Raw genomic sequence first — 18,949 nt, forward strand, 5'->3', positions numbered from 1 at the left:
ATCGGGATAAGCGCCCCGAATGCGGGCGGGGCGGCCCGGAGGCCGCCCCGCGTGGTCGGGAACAGGGAGGGAACAGGTCAGGCGCAGGTGACCTTCGCGTCGGCCCAGTCGGCGTGGTCGCTGTCGACGCCGTTGCCGCCGTCGGTGACGATCAGCCGGACGAACTGCGCGCCGGAGACGTCCGCGGTCAGGTGCTTCGCCGGGTCGGCCGTCGTGAGCAGGCCGCTGTCGGCGACCTTGGTGCCGTCGGCCCAGATCTCGAAGGTGACCGAGCCGTTCTGCGTCTTCTCGTCGTCCACGCCGACGTCGGCGGACACCGCCGTGCAGCGCTTGGCGAGGTAGTACTCGACGGTGCTCGGGGCGTGCGCGCCCAGGCCCTTCTGGTACGTCACGCCGTTGATGGTGATCGGGTTGCCGTCGGTGGCCCCGGTCTCGCCGTTGCTGCGGTCCTTCTCGACCGGGCCCCAGCCGTTCGTGGAGCGCAGCCAGGTCTGGTCGCTGAGGTAGGAGGTGCCGGCCGGCGGCGCGGACAGCTTCTGCACCGTCACCTGGACGCTGCTCGTCAGGGTCTCGTCGGCGGTGCGGGCCTTGGCGGTCAGCGTGTACGTGCCGGAGGTGACGTCGGCCGGGGGCCGTACCGTCCAGTTGGTGGTCAGCGACGTGCCGGTCGGCAGGGCCGGGCGGGTTCGCGCCGACGTGGCCTGGACCGTCCAGCCGTCGGGGCCGGTGAGCGTGGCGCGGACGCGCCGCGCGGGCCGGCGGCCGGCGTTGGCCACCGTGGTGGTCACCGTGGCGTCCTCACCGGGCTGGACGATGGGGAGCGCGCCCGGGTAGGCCACCGGCAGGCCGATGCCGAGGTCCACGGCCGGCGGGTACTCCGCCCAGGACCGGTCGGCCGCGACGCGGTACATCACGCTGCCGTGCGCCGGGACGGTCGCGGCGATGGCGCCGGCCGTCTCGTGGGTGGCGTGCGCCCACAGGTCGCGCACCGTGTAGGCCGCAGCGTCGGGCAGGCCGATCGCGCTCGCGGAGGTCGTGATCCGCTGCGGGGAGTCGGCCTCGTTGAACAGCACCACCGCGCGGTCGCCGTTGGCCAGCCGCTTGACGAACACGTCGCGGCCGCCGTCGGTGCTGATCGGTGCGCCCTGGATGCCGAGTTTGTCCTGATCGACGGCGATGACCTCCTTGTTCTGGAGGATCGACATCGTCGTCGCGGACGCCTTGCGCAGGTCGGTGCCGATCAGCAGCGGGGCCGCCATGACCGACCAGAGGCTGAAGTGCGAGCGGTACTCGGTGTCGGTCATGCCGCCGTTGCCGACCTCGAGCATGTCGGGATCGTTCCAGTGCCCCGGCCCGGCGTACTGGGACAGGACCATGTTCTGGTGGACGATCGACAGCATCGAGCTGTAACTGTCGGAGATGTCGCCCGTGGTCCGCCACGAGTTGCCGACGTCCTTGCCCCACAGCCACGGCTGGTTGGAGCCCCACTCGCAGATGGAGTACAGGATCGGCCGCCCGGTGGCCTTCAGCGCGTCACCCATCTTGGTGTAGCGCTGGATCGCGTCGACACCCTGGTTGTTGCAGTTGTCGTACTTCAGGTAGTCGACGCCCCACGACGCCCACGTCCTGGCGTCCTGCTCTTCGTGCCCGAGCGCGCCGGGCATGTTGTTAGCGCAGGTGAGGGTGCCCGCGCTGCTGTAGATGCCGAGCTTGAGGCCCTTGGAGTGCACGTAGTCGGCGACCGCGCGGATCCCATTCGGGAACCGCGTCCTGTTGGGCACCAGGTCGCCGTTCGCGTCGCGGTTCTGCTCGGCCCAGCAGTCGTCGAGGTTGACGTACTCGTAGCCGGCGTCCTTCAGACCCGAGGACACGAACAGGTCGGCGATGCCCTTGACCATGCCCTCGTTGAAGTCCGCGCTGCATTGGGTGGCGTTCCAGTTGTTGAACCCCATCTGCGGGGTCAGGGCGAGGCCGTTGTCGAGGGCCGCCGCCGGCGCGGCGGAGGACAGGGCGAGTGCGACGGCGGACGCGGCCCCCATCGTGAGGGCGGTGACGGCGGAGGCGAGGGAACGAACTGTGCGCATGAATCATCTCCTCTGGCGGAATCGCGCACGGTGAGGCGGCCCGGCCTGTGAGTTCATGTTCGGCCGCGCCGCCCCGAGAGACCGGCGGAGGCACCGGTCGCCGCAATTCGTACCGCGGATGAACACAAATCAACAAGATTCAAAATTATGGCCTGTCAGATAGTGTTGACACTTGTCGGACAGCGACGAGGCTGCCTCTGGCGTCCCGGTCACGTGGTGGAGGGGGAACGATGCTCGCCCAACAGCGGCAGCAGGCGATCCTTGAGCTGGTCCAGCAGCGCGGCGGCATTCGCGTGGCCGACCTCGTCCGGGAGTTCGGCGTCTCGGACATGACCATCCGCCGCGACCTCGAGGTGCTGTCCGAGCGCGGCCTCGTCGCGAAGGTCCACGGCGGCGCGACGACCGTCGGCACCGCGTCCACCGAGGAGCCCGGCTTCGCGGCCAAGTCGGTGCGCCAGCGGCAGGAGAAGGAGGCGATCGCCCGGCGCGCCGCCCAGCTCGTACGCCCCGGTACGGCCATCGCCATGTCCGCCGGCACCACCACGTGGACCCTCGCGCACCACCTGACGGACGTGCCCGACCTCACGGTGGTCACGAACTCGGTGCGGATCGCCGACGTGTTCCACCGCGCCGCCCGCGCGGATCAGACGATCGTCCTGACCGGCGGCATCCGCACGCCGTCGGACGCGCTCGTCGGCCCGGTCGCGGTCAGTGCCATCCGGTCGCTCAACGTGGACCTGCTCCTGCTGGGCGTGCACGGCATGAGCACTCGCGCCGGATTCACCACGCCGAACCTCATGGAGGCCGAGACCGACCGGGCCATGGTGGCCGCGGCCCGCCGCCTCGCGGTCCTCGCCGACCACACCAAGTGGGGCACGGTCGGCCTGTCCACGATCGCGCGCCTCGGCGACGCCGACGTGCTCATCACCGACGCGGGCCTCGGCGACGACGCCGGCGCGGCCCTGTCCGAGACCGTGGGCGAACTGGTCATCGCCGAGCCCGAAGCCGTACGAGCCGGAGCCGACGCCTGACGCGCCCGTCGCGCCGGGTAAGGCCTGAGGGGCTCGCCGTCACGGCGCGCGGAGGATAGATCATCCGATGCGCCTGCGCGCACGAGTCACCGGAGATCCCCGGAGATTGGGTCACCGGCCCCTGCTCGGACGCCCCGGAAATGGGTCCCCCGTATCTATCGGCGGACGGCGAAGCGCTGCCAGGATCACCGATCGTCCCGCAATCAGGCTCGAGAGAAATGGGTACTGCATGTCTCGGCTCGCGCGTACCGGCGCTCTGCTGGGGACCGGCGTGGCGCTCACCGCAGCACTCAGCGGTGTCGCTCACGCAGCCCCCGCGCCCAAGATGAAGGCCGACTGCTATGTCCTGGTCTTCACGGCGAAGAACTACAAGGGCAGCGCCCGCTGCATCGTCTCGTCGACGAAGAAGCTGACCGGCAAGTGGAACGACAGCATCAGCTCGGTCAGCATCGACAAGGCCTGCACCGTGACGCTCTACCAGAACCCCTCCTACAAGGGTAAGTCCACCGCCTGGAAGCGGACGAAGCCCGCGCCGGGGAACGGCTACTGGAATGTCCCCGACCTCAAGAAGTACAAGGTGGGCGACAACAAGACGAGCTCCATCAAGCGGGTCTGCGCCTTCAGCACCTGACGCGGCGACCCGGTGTCCGTCCTCTGGACCCTCCCGGTCCAGGGGGTCGCGCACGTCCGTTGCGCTGCCGGGGCCGGGTGACCGGGTCCGTGCCGGTGCGAACAGGTCCGAGCGCCACCCGCAGGGACATAACGCACCAGATAGGGCAGGCCGGGCTCCACCGGTGGCATCTTGTTTCCGCAGCCGTCTCCTGAGGTGAGAATCCTCTCGCCTCAGGAGACGGGTGAACGTCCCGCCGGGACGCCCGGAGGCCGAGTGGCGGATGGCGTTGGTGGCCAACTCCCCCGTGATCCAGGCCGCGTTCGCGGCGAACGGCGCGTCGGCGAACAACTGGCTCACGAACGTACGGGCGGTGCCCACCTCGTCGGGCGTTCCGCCGAAACGGCGTTCCCACCGCAGCATTCCCGGCCGCCTCGCGGCCACCCGGCCACCGAACGGCCGCCACTTATCCGCCCGGTCGACGTCAGATCCCACGATCATTGCGACCCATCCTTTCTTTCGTGCAGTTCGAGACTTTTGCGGGCGGCCGCCGGATAACGGCGTACGAGGCGGTCGAGAAGCGTGAGATCGACAGCGATCGACGTTCCCGTGGGTCCGAGCGCTTCAAGGACCTCCCGGAGCCGGTCGACGGACCGCTTGAGCTCATCCGGCGACGTCATGGCCATGGAGGGGAGTAGACGCGGATGTCCCCCGCAATTCTTCGACATCGCATGAGAATGCTCCTCCGTTCCCGATTTCTCTCCCAACGATGGCCGATGATGTTTACGCCGATAACGGCCTTGGCGACAGGGCTCACGCACACAAGGAGCACCAGGAACGCGTGGAGCACCGTAAAATCCGGCGAAAGGGATGTCATGGGTCGACAAACCAGCCCAACGCTCGTCACTCTCGGACGACTCGTACGCACTTACCGCGATGCGTCCGGAATACTGCAGAAGGATCTCGCCAACCGCCTCGGGTACTCCGACGGCTGGCTCAGCAACCTCGAGACCGGCCAGCTCCGCCCCCGCGGCGAACAGGTCGCCTCCATCGAGGAGACCCTCAGCCTCCCCCGCGGCGCCCTCATGGCGGTCTACGACCAACTCGACAACGAGTGCCTACCGCTCTGGTTCCGCCCCTGGCTCGAAGAAGAGCAGCGAGCCTCGGTCGTCCGGTCGTTCGAGCTGGCCATCATCCCCGGGCTACTGCAGACGGTCGGCTACGCGCGGGCACTCCTCCAAGACGACGAACCGGCGGTCGCCGCGCGAATCGACCGGCAGGCCATCCGGCAACGAGAAGTCCCACCGGCGATGTACTTCGTCATCGACGAAGCGGCGCTATATCAGGATCGCGGTGGCCCGAAGGTCATGCACGAGCAGCTCATGACCCTGGCCGACATCGCCTCTCCCCGGCTCACGATCCAAGTTGTACGCTCGACGGCGAACCCCCGAAGCCTGGGAGCCTTCACCATCGCGACCGTCGACGGGAACGACGTGGCCTACGTGGAGACAGCCGTGAGAGGGATCGTCACGAGCGGCCGGGACGACCTGGCGGTCCTCTCAGAGGCGTGGGAGTCCATCAAGGCGAACGCCATGCCCCAGAACGAGTCGATCGAGTTCATTCGCAGAACAGCAGAGGAACGATGGACCTGAACACCACCGACTGGCGCAAGTCGAGCCGCAGTGGGCAGAACGGCGGCAACTGCGTCGAGATCGCGACAATCGACCGAAGCGCGTAGCGCGTACCTCCGAGCATCCCCCGTCCTTGAACACCGGAGCCAAGGGCGGGGGATCGCCTATTCGGGCGCGACGGCGGCCAGGTGGTCGGCGATCGAGTCCGCGGTGACGGCGGCGCATCGGCACCAGTCGACGAGGCGGAGGTCGAACGAGCGCATGGCCTCGCGGAGGGCGCCGGCCACGTCTGCGAGCCGTTCCGGTGTCCCGGGCCGGCCGACGGCCACGCACAGGGTCGTGGCGAGGTCGCCCTCGGCGAGCCCATGGAGGACGAGTGGGCCGACGGCGAAGGCGAACGAGCCGGCGATGACCCCGGCGTTCCGGAATCCGACCCCGGTGTAGCGGTGGTCGGCCGGCGGGAGGATGCTCGACAGCCGCCGGAGGGACACCGGTCGCGGCAGCGGCCGGTCGGGCCCGGTCCGTACATGGATCGCCTCGAAGCCGTACAGCCGGCCGTGTTCGTCGCGGCGAGCGTGCTCGTCGTAGACGCGGCGTACCGCCAGCAGCTCGTCGGCGATCAGGGCGTCGAGCTCGGCGGAGATCAGCTCGACCTGACGCCAGTCGTCCTCGTGGATCTCGAACGCGTCCCCGTCGCGGGCCGGCCCGCCGAGCGGAGGCAGCCGCTCGCAGAGGGTCGGCAGCGAGTAGAGGATGCCGTCCGGGCGCACGGTTTCGACGCGGCGAAGGGTCAGCGTGAGCGCGCCGGTCGCCACGAACCGCGCGGCCGTCGGCGGCTCGGCCCGCTCCACCGCCCAGTCCTCGTCACCCAGGTGAAGGGTCGTCTCGACCTCGAACGTCTCCGGCAGCGCCTCCGCCGCCAGTTCACTGCGGCCGAGCTCCCGGCCGGTCTCCCCATCGACGAACGTGACGCGCACCGTCTTCGCACCGGCCATGGCGGGTGATCTTACGGGTGTCCGCCGCCCGGCGGGCGGACACCGACGAGTTTGGTGAGGAAGCGGTCGACCTGGTCCTCCAGGGGCGGCCAGGGAAGGTCGGGCTCGTTCACGCGCATCGAGACGGTGCCGTGGACGGCCGCCCGGAGGTCGAGGGCCACCGCCGCGGCGTCGTCGGCCGGGGCGAGTCCCGCGTCCATGCAGCGCTGGACGGCGGCGGTGGTGCGCTCGGCGAGTTCGTCCTTGAACGCCAGGTGCGTGCGCCGGTTGAGGGTGCTCTCGTGGAGCACCTTGTAGAGACCGGCGTGCCGGCCGACCCACGCGCCGAGGAAGAGCAACCGGGCGCGCAGCCGGGCCACCGGGTCACCGGCGGCGGCCTCGGCCTCGTCGAGGCCGCGCATCAGGTCACGGTGGCAGCGCTCCAGCGCGGCGTAGACGAGCGCGTCACGGTCCTCGAAATGGATGTAGACGGAGGTCGCGGCGATGCCGACCTCCCGGGCCACCGCCCGCAGGGACAGCGCCTCGTCGTCGGCGAGGTCGTCCAGCAGCCGGAGCGTGGCCGACACGATCTCGTCGCGGAGGCGTTCGCCCTGCCCACGGGGGTTCCGGCCGCGCGGGCGCGCCTTGGGGGTGCTCGGTGTCTCCCCCGCCTCGCCGCGCGCAGCTGAGATCTCGTCCATAGATCGCCCATTGTAGGAGGACGGCCGTCACGCTACAGTCGTAGCACTACAGCCGTTCACTTACCGAAGGAACCTCATGCGCTTCCCATCCGACCCGCAGCTGAAGGCCCTGGACCCGGTGTTCGCGGAGATGAGCGCCGCCACCGACCATCTGCTCTGGGACGAGAGTCCGGAGCTGTCGACGCGGGAGAAGATCCTGCTGTCCCTCGTCGCCGACGTGTGCGAGCAGACCCTCGGGCTGCCGTTCGAGACCCACGTCGCGATGGCGCGGGAGCACGGGCTGTCGGCCGACGACCTGCGGGAGCTGCTCCGCTTCATCGCGTACGACAGCGGATATCCGGCGGCGCTGGCCGCCCTCGCCCGCCTGACCGACATCGAGCGCGAGCAGGGCCTGACCGGCCCGGCCGGCCACCGCCACGACGTGAACGCCGACGGCGTGGAAAGCCCGATTCCCGCGCCGACCCGGCGGGCCGTCCGCAACCTCGACGCTCCGTTCGCCGGCTACATGGACCTGCAGTCGCGCATGCGGGCGGGCATGAGCCTGCTCAGCGTGCGCGAGCGCGCGTTCGCGACGATGACGGTCGACGTGCTGTACCAGACGCTCGACGAGAGCTTCCGCGTCCACGTCACTCGCGTCCTGAGCGCCGGCGCGACGCCCGACGAGGCCCGCGCCGTCGTACGTTTCTCCGCCCGGTTCGGCATGACCAAGGCCTGGCGCGCCCTCAGGGTCCTGGAGGCGCTGTTCACCGAGACCGGGACCGTGTTCGCCTGATCCACGCGGCGAGTGCGGCTCAGGCCGCCTCGCCGCGGTTCCCCCGGCGCCGGGCGGGCGTGCTCGTAAGCTGCATCACACCCTCCTGCGGGCCGGGCCCTGAGCCCCTCCCGACGAAAGCGCGGAGCGGAGTTGTGTCCAGTTGAATTTTCAACTAAACTGCGTCGCATCAGTCGTTGAAGATTCAAGCATGGGAGCCACCATGAGCGTAACCGCCGCCGAGCTCGGCCTCACCGCGGGCACCTGGAACATCGACCCGAGCCACTCCGAGGTCACCTTCAGCATCCGTCACCTCATGTCCAAGGTGCGCGGCTCGTTCACCGAGTTCTCCGGTGCCATCGAGATCGCCGAGGACGTCGCGGCCTCCACCGCCACCGCCGAGATCCAGCTCAAGTCGATCGACACCCGCAACGCCGACCGGGACAACCACGTCCGGTCCGCGGACATCCTCGACATCGAGAACCACCCCGCGATGACGTTCCAGACCAAGAGCGTCCGCGTCGAGGGTGACACGAACCTGGTCGACGGCGAGCTCACGATCAAGGGCGTCTCCCAGCCGATCACCCTCGAGGTCGAGTTCAACGGCGTCGGCGAGGACCCGTGGGGCGGCACCCGCGCCGGCTTCACCGCCACCGGCTCCATCAACCGCAAGGACTACGGCATCGAGTTCAACGTGCCGCTGCCCGGCGGCCAGAAGGCCCTCCTCGGCGACAAGGTCGACATCCAGCTGGAGATCCAGGCCGTTCGCGCCTGAGATCTTCACCCCGGTCGCCATGACGCACCATGGCGGAGAGCACCCGTGGCGACGCCCCGGGTGCTCTTCGTCATGTTGAGGCCGCCCGCAATCGGGTATCGCGGAACAGCAGAGGGCACATCCGCGTTGATCCGTTTGGGATTCGATGTGAGAGCGAGGTGGCCATGGCGGCGACCACGAATGACGGCAGGCGCGTCAGGCGTCCGGGGCGGGCGGCCGACGGCGATCTGCTGGGGGCCTATCTCGACGAGATCGCCGCCACGCCGCTACTGAGCGCCGAAGAGGAGATCGAGCTCGCTCTGGCGATGGAGGCGGGGCTGCTGGCCCACAACCACCTCGACGAGGACACCGTGCCGGACGGCGCGACCCGTGAGGAGCTGGAGGAACTCGCGGCCCGCGGAGACTCCGCCAAGGACCGCTTCATCCTGGCCAATCTCCGTCTCGTCGTCAGCGTCGCCCGGCGGTACCCCACGGACGGCCTGAGCCTCCTCGACCTGATCCAGGAGGGCACGATCGGCCTGATCCGGGCCGTCGAGGGCTTCGACCCGCGGCGCGGTTTCAAGTTCTCCACCTACGCGACGTGGTGGATCCGGCAGGCCATCGGCCGGGCGCTGGCCAACTCGTCGAGGTCCGTACGCCTGCCGGGGGCCGTGCACACGGACGTCAACCGGCTGCGCAAGGCCCGCCGTGAGCTCGTGCTGCTGACCGGTTCGGAACCGACCAACGAGGAGCTGGCCGCCGAGCTGGACCTGCCGGTCGAGCGCATCGGCGAGCTGGACCAGTGGGACCGCACGCCGGCGAGCCTGGACGCGGTGGTCGGCGAGGACGAGGAGACCTCGCTCGGCGACCTGCTCGCGGACGAGACCACGCCCTCGCCGGAGGACGAGGCCATGGCGAGCGTTCAGCTGGAGATCATCGACGACATGCTGGAGCGCCTGGAGCCGCGCGAGGCGACCGTGCTGCGGGCGCGGTTCGGCCTGGAGGACGGCACCGAGCACAGCAGGCGGGAGATCGCCAGCCGCCTCGGCGTGTCCGCCGAGCGGGTCCGGCAGATGGAGCTGGCCGCCCTGCGCCGCATGCGGGAGATGGCCCAGCGCATGGACGTCCCCCTCGCCGCGTAACCCTCTGAGACGACGGCGAACGGCCCGGTCCGCGAACAGCGGGCCGGGCCGTCGTCTTCCGTCCCTTCGTCAGGGCGCGGCGGCGAAGTCGGGGAGGGTGAGCGCCGAGTACTCGGGGCGTTCCGCCTCGGTGGGGAGGGAGGTGCGCCCGCGCAGCGCGTCATTGCGCGCGGCCAGGGACTCCGGCGTGCTGGGGAAGAGCGCGGCGTCCCCCCCGGTGACGAGCGCCTGGTTCATCTCGACGAACTTCCGGGTGGACCGCTCGTACGCGGCGAACGCCGCCGCGTGGTCGGGTTCGGTGGCCAGCGCGCCGGCGAGCATGTACGCGCCGACCAGCGCCAGGCTCGTGCCCTGCCCGGTGAGGAACGACGGCGCGTACGCGGCGTCCCCGACGAAGGCGACGCGTCCGGCCGACCACCGGGGCAGGTGAATCTGGCTGACGACGTCGAAGAACAGGTCGTCGGCGGCGCGCATGGCCGCGACCAGGCGCGGAATCTCCCAGTGATCGCCGGCGAAGACGGACGCGACGAGGTCCCGCTGCGCGCCCGGGTCGCGGAAGGCGGCGAAGGGCGGCTCGGAGCGGGCGAAGGGCAGGAAGCCGAACAGCTCGTCGCCGTCGCCGACGGCGTAGAGCGCCGCGGCCCTGCCGGGGACGTTCCAGACGACGCCCTCATGGGAGAGCCCGAAATCGTTGGGCAGGGTGAAGCCGGCGAAGCAGTAGCCGAGGTAACGGTGGAACGGTTCCTCCGGGCCGAGGACGAGGCTTCTGGTGTTGGAGTGCAGGCCGTCGGCGCCGATGACGAGGTCGAAGCGACGCTGGACCCCGTTGTGGAACGTCACGTCCACTCCCCCCTCGTGGTCGTCGAGGGCGGCGATGGAGTCGTCGAAGATGAACTCGGTGTCGGCGCGGACGGCGTCGTACAGGGCGTCGGCGAGATCGCCGCGGCGCACCTCCAGGTCGCTGCTCTCGTTCCCGTCGGCCAGGGCCGCGGGCCGGAGCGAGGTGATCGGGCTACCGTCGGCATCCAGGAAGGTGATCTTCTGGGTGTCGACATGCGCCGCCCGCAACCGGGACAGTATTCCCATGCGCCGGACGACCTCGAGCGCGGTGCCTCGGATGTCGATGGGGTACCCGCCCCCGCGGAGTGCCGCCGCCTTCTCCACGACCGTGACGTCGAACCCGTACCGGCCGAGCCAGAAGGCCAGGGCCGGGCCGGCGATGCTGGCTCCGGAGATCAGGACCGTGCCTCGCGTCGAGCCGCTCATCTCTGCTCCTCTCGGCCGCGCGCCGGAACGGGCGACCAAATAGCTACCTTAGGTATCCTTTTGGATGGCGCAATGAACCCCAGATCACCGCGCTACGCACAGAAACTATATACCTAACTTAGGTATGCAAAGAAGGATCAATGGAAGAGAAGGAACCCGCCGACGCCGGCGGTGCCGCCGACATCGATCTGCTGGAGGTGCTCCCGCGGCTGAACCAGCTCGGCCAGGTGATGCGCCGCAGCGGCCTGGTCGAGCGGGCCATGGAGCGGGTCGGCATCGCCATCGACCGGCCGGGAATGACGATCCTGATGACCCTGCACATGGCCGACCGGCCGCTCCGCGTCGGAGAGATCGCCGAGCGCATGCAGGTCGTCGGGCCGCACGTCACCCGCCAGATGAACGTGCTGGAGCGCCGCGGGCTGGCCCGCCGGGTCACCGACCCGCAGGACCAGCGGGCACGCCTCATCGAGCTGACCCCCGACGGGGTGGCGGCGGCCGACCGCTACCTGAAGACCATCCTCGGCTGGTTCACCGGCGCCCTCGCCGACTGGTCCCCCGAGGACCGGCGGACCTTCGGCCGTCTCCTGGGCCGCTTCGCCGACGACCTCACCGGCCACCTGGCGGCGCTCGACGACCACGGGCCGCCGGCGTCCTGACAGGGGTGGTGCGGGAGACCGCCCAGGCGTGTGGCAGCGTGGAGATGCATCCCGTCGATCACTGGCGCGCGGTCCTTCGTCATGGGGCCGCGCAGCGTGGAAGGAGGACGCGTCATGTCGAAGCCGCCGCTTCCCGAGGACGCGATCGCCATGTTGAAGAAGCCGAATCCCGCCGTCATCGCCACCGTGCGAGCCGACGGGCAGCCGGTCTCCACGGCCACCTGGTACATCTGGGACGACGGCCGGGTCCTGATCAACATGGACGAGGGCCGCAAGCGGCTGGACCATCTCCGCAACGACGCCCGGGTCACGCTGACGGTCCTCGACTCCGATGACTGGTACACCCACGTGTCCCTCATCGGCCGCGTGACCGAGATGCGCGACGACACGGACCTGACCGACATCGACCGGCTGTCGGAGCAGTACACGGGCCGCCCGTATCCGCAGCGGGACCGCGGCCGGATCAGCGCCTGGATCGAGATCGACCGCTGGCACGGCTGGGGCGGTTTCCGCGACAGCGACCAGCCGACCGGCTGACGCGGCCGCCGGCCGGTCCCACCGGACCCGGGCCACGCGCAGGAGACGCCGGGGGGAGCGGGAGACGAATCGCTCCCCCCGGCGCCGGTGCCTCCTGACGGTATCCGAGCGCTATCCGCTAGGCACTCACCTCCTCCTTCGCGCGTCCGCGCGAGCCTTCAGGCGACGTCGGCGGTCAGGCCGGCGACGGTCGCGTCGAGAGAGCTGGTCGTCAGCGGCATGAGCACCGGCTCGGTGACCCGGAACCGCTCGACTCCCCGCTTGGTCAGATGCACCCGCAGGTCGATCCAGCCACCGGCGGTGCGGCAGCGGCCCCGCTCGGGGAAGTGCAGGTCCCCCACGGAGAGGCGGGCGCCTGGCACGTGCACGGGCAGCAGGATCTGCGACCGTGACGTGAGGGCCCGGCAGGAGGCCCGGTCCCGGTACGCCGCGACGTGGGCATACCCGGCCGTGGCCGGCGCGAGACGGCCGAGTGCCGCTCCGGCCGGATCGCCGTCGGGGTCCCGGAGCATCGCGTGCGACGGGGCGAGGCCGAGGACGCCCGGATGCGCGCCGGTCACCGAGCGGCCGTCCGTACGGCCGATGCCGAGCACCTCGACCATGAGGAGGTCGCCGGGCTCCGCGCCGACCACCGCGACCGGGCCGCACAACAGCTCGCCGCCCTGACACCGCATCCGGACCGAACCGCCGGCGATCAGCTCGGCGACGGGCGTGATCTCGGGATGCCAGCGATCGTGACCGGGCACGTCGTGCACGGTCGGGACCGGGGCGGCGGGCGTGAACAGCAACGTTATGGTCCCTTCTCGCGCTGGCTCTCGAACACCTCAATCCTGCACTTGGTGCTGTTTCAGGGTGGTTTCGCCGCTCTTAAACCCCCGTCAACTGACCTTCACCGGCGTGATCCGTACGCGGCTCCGCCGGGGGTGAAGGCTCGGCGGCGTACGGGCGTCATGGGCGATTCGCCACGAACTCAGGCGCATTAACGATCAACAGGTGATATTTCGCCATCTGCGGCATTCGGCGACTCTCCGTGTGTCGGCTGCTCCGTACCCGACCAGTCCCCCGCCTGGCCGGAGCAGCGGGCAGAAGGAGCGAGCTCGTGAAGCGAGCCTTCGCCGCCGTCACCGGCACGCTGACGCTGGTGGCCGCGCTGACCGCCGTCACCGCCGGAACGGCGGACGCCACCCCGCCCGGTATCCCCTCCGCGAGCACCGCGGCCTCCCGGCTGGCGACGCTCACCGTCGCCGCCGAGAGCCACCAGTCCACCTACGACCGATCCCTGTTCCCGCACTGGATCACCATCAGCGGGACCTGCAACACCCGCGAGGAGGTGCTCAAGCGGGACGGCACGAACGTCGTGACCGACTCGAGCTGCGCCGCCACCTCCGGCCGGTGGTACAGCCCGTACGACGGGGCCACCTGGACCGCCGCGTCGGACGTCGACATCGACCACATGGTCCCGCTCTCCGAGGCCTGGCGGTCCGGCGCGTGGGCGTGGACGACCGCGCAGCGCCAGGCGTTCGCCAACGACCTGAACGAGCCACAGCTATGGGCCGTCACCGACAACGTCAACCAGGCCAAGGGCGACCAGGACCCCACCACCTGGAAGCCGTCCCTGACGTCTTTCTGGTGCACGTACGCGCGCGCCTGGATCCAGGTCAAGTGGTACTACAAGCTCACCCTGCAGAGCGCCGAGAAGACCGCGCTGACCAGCATGCTCAACACCTGCTGAGCCGGCGCTCGTACGGCCCCGGGCACACACCGGGGCCGTACGAGCGCCCTGTCGAAATCCTCTGGCTGACGCGAGCGGTTCGCAACCGCGTGACCTGCGTACGTATCGAGATGCTGCAGCCGGATTCCTCCGCGATCCTGGGCCTATGACCGATCACCAGTCATCCGCCGCCCACCACCACGAACACGGGCACGGGCACGGGCACGGGCACGGGCACGTTGAATCGTCCGGGTGGTGGAGGAGAATCACCCACCTGGTGCGGCCGCACTCCCATGAAGCGGCCGACAAGGTGGACACGGCGATGGAGTCCTCGGCCGAGGGAATGCGGGCGCTGTGCATCTCCCTCGCCGGGCTCGGCGTCACCACGGTGATCCAGGCGCTCGTCGTCGCCTTCTCCGGATCGGTCGCGCTGCTCGGCGACACGCTGCACAACGCCGCCGACGCGCTGACGGCGGTGCCGCTGGGAGTCGCGTTCTGGCTGGGCCGCCGCCCGCCGACCCGTCGCTACACCTACGGGTACGGGCGGGCCGAGGACCTGGCCGGTGTGCTGATCGTCGCGACCATCGCGGCCTCCTCCATCGCCGCCGCCTACGCCGCCGTCCAGCGCCTGGCCCACCCGCAGGAAGTGTCGAATCTGTGGGCGGTCGCCGCCGCGGCCCTCGTCGGGTTCGCCGGCAATGAACTGGTCGCCCGCTACCGGATCCGCATCGGCCGCAGGATCGGCTCCGCCGCCCTGATCGCCGACGGATTGCACGCCCGCACCGACGGGTTCACCTCCCTGGCCGTGCTCCTCGGCGTGGCCGGAGCCGCGTCGGGCTGGCATCAGGCCGATCCGATCGTCGGCCTGCTCATCACCATCGCGATCCTGGCCGTCCTGCGCCAAGCCGCCCGCGAGGTCTACCGCCGACTCATGGACGCCGTCGACCCCGCCCTGATCGACCACGCCGAGGCCACCTTGCGCGCCACCCCCGGCGTCCGGGACCTGGGCCAGGTGCGGATGCGCTGGATCGGCCACCACCTGCGCGCCGAATGCGACGTCATCGTCGACGCCGGCGTGACCGCCGTCCAGGCACACGCGATCGCGGTCGACGCCGAGCACGCCCTCATCCACGCGATCCCCCGCCTCAGGGCCGCCACCGTCCACGCCGACCCCGACACCGGTGACGGCACCGACCACCACGCGCCGCTGACCGCGCACCGCTGACCGCGCACCGCTGAGTAACGTCGGCTCAGCGGCTGTGACATCGGCTGAGCCACTTTGACGCCGGTAGTGACCACACGAACCCGACAGGCCGGTCATCCAGCGTCACCACCGACGGCAAGGAGGCCACGGTGACGGTGGACTCGCGCGGAGGGCTAGCGCAGGCCGAGGGGGCGGGCCAGGGCGGTGCGGATCCAGCGGTCGACCAGAGCCGGGTAGTCCAGGCCCGTCGCGGCCCACATCTTGGGGAACGCCGAGGCGGGCGTGCAGCCGGGCATCGTGTTGATCTCGTTGAGGATCAGGCGGCCGTCCGGGGTGTAGAAGAAGTCCACCCGGGCGAGCCCCTCACAGCCCAGCGCGTCGAAGGCCCGCACCGACAGCCGGCGGACCTCCTCGATCACGGCCGCCGGGAGCTTCGGCGGGATGTCGAGCGCCAGCCCGTCGTCGAGGTACTTCGCCTCGAAGTCGTAGTAGTCGTGACCGGAGCCGACGCGCACCTCGGCGGGCATGCTGGCCTCGGCCGGGTCGTCGTTCAGTCCCTCGAGAACGCCGCACTCGATCTCGCGGCCCTCAATGGCCGCCTCGACGATGACCTTCGGGTCGTGCTCGCGCGCGGCCTCGACCGCGGCCTCCAGCGCGTCCTCCGACTCGACCTTGGAGATGCCCATGCTCGAGCCCGCCCGCGCCGGCTTGACGAACACCGGCCAGCCCAGCTCCTTGATCTCGTCGACGACCTGCTTGCGCTCCCGGCGCCACTGCCGGTCCCTGACGACGACGTACGGGCCGACGGGCAGCCCACAGCCCTGCCAGACCAGTTTCATGTACGCCTTGTCCATGCTCGCGGCGCTGGCGAGCACTCCCGCGCCGACGTACCGCACGCCCGCCAGTTCGAGGAGGCCCTGGATCGTGCCGTCCTCGCCGTACGGGCCGTGCAGCAGGGGGAGCACCACGTCGACGTCGCCGAGCGTCCGCGGCACCTGCCCGGGCTCCACGACGACCAGGCCACGGCTCTCCGGGTCGAACGGCAGCGCCAGCGGCAGCCCGTCGTCGGCGACCTCCGGCAGCCGGCCGTCCTCGATCGCGAGCCGCTGCCCGGACGCGAGGACCCAGCGGCCGTCACGCGCGATGCCGATGGGGATGACCTCGTACCGGTCCTGGTCGATCGCGGCCATCACGCTGCCCGCGGTGAGACAGGAGATCGCATGCTCGGAACTGCGCCCGCCGAAGACGACGGCGACCCGGATCCTGCTCAACGATCCACCTCTTCTCACCTGCACCGACAGTCGCGGGCACCGACATTACACGTCATTTCGCCTCGTGATGTTCTTCCCCGTTCGACGGGAAGAGGCGCCCACGAGGATCAGACGCCGTAGCGTTCGGGCTTCGGAGTCCGCGACATCAGCAGCCGGCCGGCGTCGGCCGGGCTGAGCCCACCGTGCATGACCGCGACGATGGCCTCGGTGATCGGCATCTCGACGTGGTGACGCCGCGCCAGTTCGAGGATCGCGTCGCAGGACTTGACGCCCTCCGCCGTCTGCCGCGTGGCCTTGACGACCTCCTCCAGGCTCATCCCGCGCCCGAGGTTCTCGCCGAACGTGCGGTTCCGCGACAGCGGCGAGCTGCACGTGGCGACGAGGTCGCCCATCCCCGCCAGCCCCGCGAACGTGTGCTGGTCGGCGCCGAGCGCCGCCCCCAGGCGGGCGATCTCGGCCAGGCCGCGTGTCATCAGCAGCGCGCTCACGTTGTCGCCCATGCCCATGCCGACCGCGATGCCGACGGCCAGGGCGATGACGTTCTTCACCGCGCCGCCGAGCTCGCAGCCGATGACGTCGGCGTTCGTGTAGGCACGGAAGTACGGCGTCATGCAGGCGAGCTGCAGTTTCTGGGCCGTCGCCTCGTCGACGCACGCCACGGCCGCGGCCGAGGGCTGCTCCATGACGATCTCGCGGGCGAGGTTCGGGCCGGTGATCACCGCGACGCGCTCCTCGGGCACGTCGGCCACCTCGCGGATCACCTCGCTCATCCGCTTGCAGGTGCGCAGCTCGATGCCCTTCATCAGGCTCACCAGCACCGCGTCGGCGGGCAGCAGCGGCCGCCACTCCGCCAGCCCCGGCCGGAGCGTCTGGGCGGGCACGGCCAGCATGACGTAGGTCGCGCCGTCGAGCGCCTCGGCGGCCTCGGTCGTGGCCGTCAGCCGGTCCGGGAGGCGTACGTCCGGCAGGTAGTCGGGGTTCTCATGCCGGTCGTTGATCGCCTCGACCAGCTCGGCGCGGCGTCCCCACACCGTGACGTCGCCGCCCGCATCGGCCAGCACCTTGGCGAAGACGGTCCCCCATGACCCTGCCCCGAGCACCGCGATCTTCAAGAGGCCTTGGCCTCCTCGCCCTCACCCGTGCCGGTCCCCTCGGCCTCCGCCGTACCGTCCTTCTCGGCGCGCCGGGCGCGTGCCGCCTCGCGGGGGTCGTACAACTTCTCCGGCGCGGGCTCACCGCGCAGCTCCCCGAGCAGGTCGGCGATGGCCCGCATGATGTCGGCCGTCGCGGCGTTCAGCGTCTCCGTGTCCAGCGGCCGGCCCTCGTACTTCGACAGGTCGACCGGCGGCCCGGCGATGACATGCATCGTCTTGCGCGGGAACGGCCGGAACCTCTTCGTGCCGTACGGCCAGAGGATGTGGGCGCCCCAGTGCGCCACGGGGATCACAGGGGCACCGGTGGTGAGAGCCATCCGCGCGGCGCCGGTCTTGCCGGTCATCGGCCACAGGTCCGGGTCCCGGGTGCAGGTGCCCTCCGGGTAGAAGATCACGCACTCCCCCGCGCGCAGGCCCTTCTCGGCGTCGCGGAGCGCCAGCGCCGCGTCGGACCGCTCGCGGTACACCGGGATCTGCCCGGTCCGGCGGATGACGCGGCCGATCACCGGCGCCTTGAACACCCCGGCCTTGGCCAGGTAGACCGGGAAGCGGCCGGCCTTGTAGATGAAGTGGGCGAGGGCCAGCGGGTCCGACCACGACAGGTGGTTGGCGGCGATGATCACTCCGCCCTTACGGGGGATGTTGTCCTGGCCCTTCCAGTCCCGCTTCAACAGCGTGAACAGCAGCGGGCGCAGAATCCCCACGACGATCGCGCGCCAGACGGGCGAATGACCCATGCCCTCCTCCTCACTTCGTCCCGGCCGCGCCGGGGGTGTCGTCAAGTGTCGCGGGTGATTCCGCGTAGTGTCGACCCACGATGTCTGGTACCCATCGCCTCACCTGGATGCTCGTCGTGCCGGTCAAACCACTGGCCCGCGCGAAGTCACGGCTGTCCGGCGCCGTCGGCCCCCATCGGGAGCGGCTGGCGCTGGCCATCGCGACCGACACCGTATCCGCCGCACTGCGGTGTCCGCGGGTCCGGGGGGTCGTGGTGGTCACCGACGACCCGGTCGCCGCGCCCGCCCTGGCGGCGCTCGGCGCCCATGTCGTGCCGGACGAACCGGACGCCGGGCTGAATCCCGCTCTGGTGCACGGCGTCGAGCGGGCGCGCTCGCTGGCGCCGGACTCCGGCGCCGGCGCGATGTCCGCCGACCTGCCGGCGCTGCGGCCCGCCGAACTCGACCTCGTCCTTGAGGCCGCCGAAGAGGCGCCGAACGCCTTCCTCCCCGACCTCGCCGGGTCCGGCACCACGCTGTACACCGCGCGGCCCGGGGTGAGGTTCGCGCCGGCGTTCGGGACGGACTCCCGCGCCCGGCACCGGGACCTGGGCGCGCGGGAACTCCTGCTGGACGGGGTCCGCAGCGTGCGTCAGGACGTCGACACGATCGACGACCTGCGGGCCGCCCTCGGCCTCGGGGTCGGACCACGGACGGCGTCCGTGGCGTCTCTCCTGCCGGTTCCGTGACCGCCAC

21 protein-coding genes are annotated in these 18,949 nt (G+C 70.5%); 12 read left to right on the plus strand and 9 right to left on the minus strand.

The features are described from left to right. Positions 1 to 77: 77 nt before the first annotated feature. Positions 78 to 2,084, minus strand: coding sequence for an NPCBM/NEW2 domain-containing protein (locus NE235_RS27270; RefSeq protein ID WP_252807983.1), 2,007 nt, complete (start codon positions 2,082 to 2,084; stop codon positions 78 to 80). 230 nt (positions 2,085 to 2,314) lie between these two features. Here NE235_RS27270 and NE235_RS27275 point away from each other — a divergent pair, with 230 nt between their 5' ends. Both NE235_RS27275 and NE235_RS27280 read left to right on the plus strand, forming a co-directional pair. Continuing rightward, the gene (locus tag NE235_RS27275) at positions 2,315 to 3,115 is read left to right on the plus strand and encodes a DeoR/GlpR family DNA-binding transcription regulator (protein ID WP_252807984.1); all 801 of its coding nucleotides are present in this window, start codon (positions 2,315 to 2,317) and stop codon (positions 3,113 to 3,115) included. Positions 3,116 to 3,344: 229 nt separating this feature from the next. Continuing rightward, positions 3,345 to 3,746 (plus strand): peptidase inhibitor family I36 protein, encoded by a 402-nt coding sequence (locus NE235_RS27280; RefSeq protein ID WP_252807985.1) that lies wholly within the window; start codon positions 3,345 to 3,347, stop codon positions 3,744 to 3,746. Between the two features lie 476 nt (positions 3,747 to 4,222). On the opposite strand, the gene NE235_RS27285 is transcribed toward NE235_RS27280, so the two are convergent. Continuing rightward, a complete protein-coding gene (locus NE235_RS27285; RefSeq protein ID WP_252807986.1) occupies positions 4,223 to 4,411 on the minus strand; it encodes a hypothetical protein in 189 nt (62 codons plus the stop codon). Positions 4,412 to 4,501: 90 nt separating this feature from the next. On the opposite strand from NE235_RS27285, the gene NE235_RS27290 reads away from it, so the two are divergent. After that, positions 4,502 to 5,377 carry a helix-turn-helix domain-containing protein gene (locus NE235_RS27290; protein ID WP_252807987.1) on the plus strand — a complete coding sequence of 292 codons (876 nt, stop codon included), beginning with the start codon at positions 4,502 to 4,504 and terminating at the stop codon, positions 5,375 to 5,377. Beyond that, positions 5,368 to 5,463, plus strand: a complete 96-nt coding sequence (locus NE235_RS27295) for a DUF397 domain-containing protein (protein ID WP_252807988.1) — start codon at positions 5,368 to 5,370, stop codon at positions 5,461 to 5,463. Before NE235_RS27290 ends, NE235_RS27295 begins: the two co-directional genes overlap by 10 nt. 57 nt (positions 5,464 to 5,520) lie before the next feature. Here NE235_RS27295 and NE235_RS27300 read toward each other — a convergent pair whose 3' ends face one another. Together NE235_RS27300 and NE235_RS27305 are read right to left on the minus strand one after the other, a co-directional pair. Then, positions 5,521 to 6,351 (minus strand): hypothetical protein, encoded by an 831-nt coding sequence (locus tag NE235_RS27300; protein ID WP_252807989.1) that lies wholly within the window; start codon positions 6,349 to 6,351, stop codon positions 5,521 to 5,523. Positions 6,352 to 6,362: 11 nt separating this feature from the next. Further along, positions 6,363 to 7,031: a TetR/AcrR family transcriptional regulator gene (locus NE235_RS27305; RefSeq protein ID WP_252807990.1), complete on the minus strand. Its 669-nt coding sequence runs from the start codon at positions 7,029 to 7,031 to the stop codon at positions 6,363 to 6,365. Positions 7,032 to 7,107: 76 nt separating this feature from the next. Between NE235_RS27305 and NE235_RS27310 the strand changes: the two genes are divergently transcribed. The 3 genes from NE235_RS27310 to NE235_RS27320 all read left to right on the plus strand — a co-directional run bounded on the left by NE235_RS27310 (position 7,108) and on the right by NE235_RS27320 (position 9,678). Continuing rightward, the gene (locus tag NE235_RS27310) at positions 7,108 to 7,803 is read left to right on the plus strand and encodes a carboxymuconolactone decarboxylase family protein (RefSeq protein WP_252807991.1); all 696 of its coding nucleotides are present in this window, start codon (positions 7,108 to 7,110) and stop codon (positions 7,801 to 7,803) included. Between the two features lie 202 nt (positions 7,804 to 8,005). Then, on the plus strand, positions 8,006 to 8,557 hold the full coding sequence (locus NE235_RS27315) for a YceI family protein (protein ID WP_252807992.1): 552 nt from the start codon (positions 8,006 to 8,008) through the stop codon (positions 8,555 to 8,557). A 164-nt stretch (positions 8,558 to 8,721) separates the two neighbouring features. After that, complete coding sequence (locus NE235_RS27320; RefSeq protein WP_252807993.1) at positions 8,722 to 9,678, plus strand: sigma-70 family RNA polymerase sigma factor; 957 nt, start codon at positions 8,722 to 8,724, stop codon at positions 9,676 to 9,678. Between the two features lie 69 nt (positions 9,679 to 9,747). On the opposite strand, the gene NE235_RS27325 is transcribed toward NE235_RS27320, so the two are convergent. Continuing rightward, positions 9,748 to 10,944 (minus strand): FAD-dependent monooxygenase, encoded by a 1,197-nt coding sequence (locus NE235_RS27325; RefSeq protein WP_252807994.1) that lies wholly within the window; start codon positions 10,942 to 10,944, stop codon positions 9,748 to 9,750. Between the two features lie 140 nt (positions 10,945 to 11,084). On the opposite strand from NE235_RS27325, the gene NE235_RS27330 reads away from it, so the two are divergent. Together NE235_RS27330 and NE235_RS27335 are read left to right on the plus strand one after the other, a co-directional pair. Further along, positions 11,085 to 11,600: a MarR family winged helix-turn-helix transcriptional regulator gene (locus tag NE235_RS27330; RefSeq protein ID WP_252807995.1), complete on the plus strand. Its 516-nt coding sequence runs from the start codon at positions 11,085 to 11,087 to the stop codon at positions 11,598 to 11,600. A 114-nt stretch (positions 11,601 to 11,714) separates the two neighbouring features. Continuing rightward, positions 11,715 to 12,137 (plus strand): PPOX class F420-dependent oxidoreductase, encoded by a 423-nt coding sequence (locus NE235_RS27335; protein WP_252807996.1) that lies wholly within the window; start codon positions 11,715 to 11,717, stop codon positions 12,135 to 12,137. Positions 12,138 to 12,295: 158 nt separating this feature from the next. Here NE235_RS27335 and NE235_RS27340 read toward each other — a convergent pair whose 3' ends face one another. Then, positions 12,296 to 12,925 (minus strand): acetamidase/formamidase family protein, encoded by a 630-nt coding sequence (locus NE235_RS27340; protein ID WP_252807998.1) that lies wholly within the window; start codon positions 12,923 to 12,925, stop codon positions 12,296 to 12,298. A 311-nt stretch (positions 12,926 to 13,236) separates the two neighbouring features. Between NE235_RS27340 and NE235_RS27345 the strand changes: the two genes are divergently transcribed. Next, the gene (locus NE235_RS27345) at positions 13,237 to 13,869 is read left to right on the plus strand and encodes a GmrSD restriction endonuclease domain-containing protein (RefSeq protein WP_252808000.1); all 633 of its coding nucleotides are present in this window, start codon (positions 13,237 to 13,239) and stop codon (positions 13,867 to 13,869) included. Positions 13,870 to 14,014: 145 nt separating this feature from the next. Next, entirely contained in the window at positions 14,015 to 15,073 is a 1,059-nt protein-coding gene (locus NE235_RS27350) for a cation diffusion facilitator family transporter (protein ID WP_252808002.1), read from the plus strand. A 152-nt stretch (positions 15,074 to 15,225) separates the two neighbouring features. Here NE235_RS27350 and NE235_RS27355 read toward each other — a convergent pair whose 3' ends face one another. The 3 genes from NE235_RS27355 to NE235_RS27365 all read right to left on the minus strand — a co-directional run bounded on the left by NE235_RS27355 (position 15,226) and on the right by NE235_RS27365 (position 18,214). Further along, the gene (locus NE235_RS27355; protein WP_252808004.1) at positions 15,226 to 16,323 is read right to left on the minus strand and encodes a D-alanine--D-alanine ligase family protein; all 1,098 of its coding nucleotides are present in this window, start codon (positions 16,321 to 16,323) and stop codon (positions 15,226 to 15,228) included. Between the two features lie 107 nt (positions 16,324 to 16,430). Next, entirely contained in the window at positions 16,431 to 17,435 is a 1,005-nt protein-coding gene (locus tag NE235_RS27360; protein ID WP_252808006.1) for an NAD(P)H-dependent glycerol-3-phosphate dehydrogenase, read from the minus strand. Next, on the minus strand, positions 17,432 to 18,214 hold the full coding sequence (locus NE235_RS27365; RefSeq protein WP_252808008.1) for a lysophospholipid acyltransferase family protein: 783 nt from the start codon (positions 18,212 to 18,214) through the stop codon (positions 17,432 to 17,434). The genes NE235_RS27360 and NE235_RS27365 overlap by 4 nt, the downstream gene beginning before the upstream one ends. 80 nt (positions 18,215 to 18,294) lie before the next feature. On the opposite strand from NE235_RS27365, the gene cofC reads away from it, so the two are divergent. Next, positions 18,295 to 18,942 (plus strand): 2-phospho-L-lactate guanylyltransferase, encoded by a 648-nt coding sequence (gene cofC, locus NE235_RS27370; RefSeq protein WP_252808010.1) that lies wholly within the window; start codon positions 18,295 to 18,297, stop codon positions 18,940 to 18,942. Positions 18,943 to 18,949: the final 7 nt, after the last annotated feature.

Source organism: Actinoallomurus spadix (assembly GCF_024055725.1).
GTDB lineage: Bacteria > Actinomycetota > Actinomycetes > Streptosporangiales > Streptosporangiaceae > Actinoallomurus > Actinoallomurus spadix.

What these genes read in the sequence shown, in the direction of transcription:
- NE235_RS27270 (WP_252807983.1), bottom strand. Translation starts at nt 2,084, where the DNA reads ATGCGCACAGTTCGTTCCCTCGCCTCCGCCGTCACCGCCCTCACGATG.
- NE235_RS27275 (WP_252807984.1), top strand. Translation starts at nt 2,315, where the DNA reads ATGCTCGCCCAACAGCGGCAGCAGGCGATCCTTGAGCTGGTCCAGCAG.
- NE235_RS27280 (WP_252807985.1), top strand. Translation starts at nt 3,345, where the DNA reads ATGTCTCGGCTCGCGCGTACCGGCGCTCTGCTGGGGACCGGCGTGGCG.
- NE235_RS27285 (WP_252807986.1), bottom strand. Translation starts at nt 4,411, where the DNA reads ATGGCCATGACGTCGCCGGATGAGCTCAAGCGGTCCGTCGACCGGCTC.
- NE235_RS27290 (WP_252807987.1), top strand. Translation starts at nt 4,502, where the DNA reads ATGATGTTTACGCCGATAACGGCCTTGGCGACAGGGCTCACGCACACA.
- NE235_RS27295 (WP_252807988.1), top strand. Translation starts at nt 5,368, where the DNA reads ATGGACCTGAACACCACCGACTGGCGCAAGTCGAGCCGCAGTGGGCAG.
- NE235_RS27300 (WP_252807989.1), bottom strand. Translation starts at nt 6,351, where the DNA reads ATGGCCGGTGCGAAGACGGTGCGCGTCACGTTCGTCGATGGGGAGACC.
- NE235_RS27305 (WP_252807990.1), bottom strand. Translation starts at nt 7,031, where the DNA reads ATGGACGAGATCTCAGCTGCGCGCGGCGAGGCGGGGGAGACACCGAGC.
- NE235_RS27310 (WP_252807991.1), top strand. Translation starts at nt 7,108, where the DNA reads ATGCGCTTCCCATCCGACCCGCAGCTGAAGGCCCTGGACCCGGTGTTC.
- NE235_RS27315 (WP_252807992.1), top strand. Translation starts at nt 8,006, where the DNA reads ATGAGCGTAACCGCCGCCGAGCTCGGCCTCACCGCGGGCACCTGGAAC.
- NE235_RS27320 (WP_252807993.1), top strand. Translation starts at nt 8,722, where the DNA reads ATGGCGGCGACCACGAATGACGGCAGGCGCGTCAGGCGTCCGGGGCGG.
- NE235_RS27325 (WP_252807994.1), bottom strand. Translation starts at nt 10,944, where the DNA reads ATGAGCGGCTCGACGCGAGGCACGGTCCTGATCTCCGGAGCCAGCATC.
- NE235_RS27330 (WP_252807995.1), top strand. Translation starts at nt 11,085, where the DNA reads ATGGAAGAGAAGGAACCCGCCGACGCCGGCGGTGCCGCCGACATCGAT.
- NE235_RS27335 (WP_252807996.1), top strand. Translation starts at nt 11,715, where the DNA reads ATGTCGAAGCCGCCGCTTCCCGAGGACGCGATCGCCATGTTGAAGAAG.
- NE235_RS27350 (WP_252808002.1), top strand. Translation starts at nt 14,015, where the DNA reads ATGACCGATCACCAGTCATCCGCCGCCCACCACCACGAACACGGGCAC.
- NE235_RS27365 (WP_252808008.1), bottom strand. Translation starts at nt 18,214, where the DNA reads ATGGGTCATTCGCCCGTCTGGCGCGCGATCGTCGTGGGGATTCTGCGC.
- cofC (WP_252808010.1), top strand. Translation starts at nt 18,295, where the DNA reads ATGTCTGGTACCCATCGCCTCACCTGGATGCTCGTCGTGCCGGTCAAA.